The sequence below is a fragment of the Sphingobium sp. genome, assembly GCF_033795625.1.
Taxonomy (GTDB): Bacteria; Pseudomonadota; Alphaproteobacteria; order Sphingomonadales; family Sphingomonadaceae; genus Sphingobium.
Genome location: NZ_JARYGI010000110.1, coordinates 1 through 789, shown reverse-complemented (window position 1 = coordinate 789; position 789 = coordinate 1). Strand labels below are relative to the sequence as shown.

The 789-nt window shown below is 47.3% G+C and carries 2 protein-coding genes; both read right to left on the bottom strand.

The window, feature by feature from the left end:
- Nucleotides 1-375: hypothetical protein (locus QHC67_RS18850; RefSeq protein WP_319296703.1), on the bottom strand; the 375-nt coding region annotated here is incomplete at its 3' end.
- Nucleotides 376-377: 2 nt separating this feature from the next.
- Entirely contained in the window at nucleotides 378-674 is a 297-nt protein-coding gene (locus QHC67_RS18845; protein ID WP_319296701.1) for a hypothetical protein, read from the bottom strand.
- Nucleotides 675-789 lie beyond the last annotated feature (115 nt).

Here is a 789-nt window from a genome sequence, read left to right as displayed (position 1 = left end):
CGACTTTTTAAACTCTATTTTACCAGATTTGTATAAATCTTTGGCTAATTCCCATGATATATGTGATGGCGCTTCAAATAACGCCTTCCAGTAAATGCCATCAACGCATAGCGCTATGCCTTCCTTTGCCGAACCAAAGGTCGTATCATCCATAATTGCCAAGACAACGTCTTTTTCAGCAATTCTCATAGACTTAGTAGCGTTTGAAAGTTTTTCAGGATCGATCATATCGAGCTTATAAAAGCCATCGCCGTATATATTTGATTGCAAATATTTGCCGATAGCGAGTGCTCGTTCATGTCTTTTGTCTTTATTTTCATTTTTGTATTTAATTTCGTTTATGATGTTATCTAAATCATCGTTAGATTTTTCCATTTTCAGAATTCCTGTTTGGATAAGCGCAATTTATCCCTTGCGTGGATGATCGCGCTAAATTCGGAAGTCGCCTGCTGGACGTTGCCGTCATCGCACACGTTGAGCGAGTGGTGGACTGAAACCGCCTGATCGGTCCGCATTTCCAGCCAAACAATCCGGGCTGTGTTCGGCGCGGGATGGGCCTGCTCCAGCGCGATCTGCTCACTATATCCCCCGATCACATCGTTGATGGCCTCCAGCGCGACCTCATAGGCAATGGCCTGTTCTTGGGACCATAAAGGGCCGGTTGGAGCATCCATGGTTTATTCCTCGCCGCTAGGGCTGTCGCCCTGGCGGCTGAACAGACGCGACCAAAAGCCACGCTGAGGAGTAGGTTGAAGGGCAGCGCGCTGATCGGTCAGGGCAAGTCGTTGC

Excerpts from the sequence above, each read along its gene's own strand:
- QHC67_RS18845 (WP_319296701.1), bottom strand. The coding sequence starts at position 674 with ATGGATGCTCCAACCGGCCCTTTATGGTCCCAAGAACAGGCCATTGCC.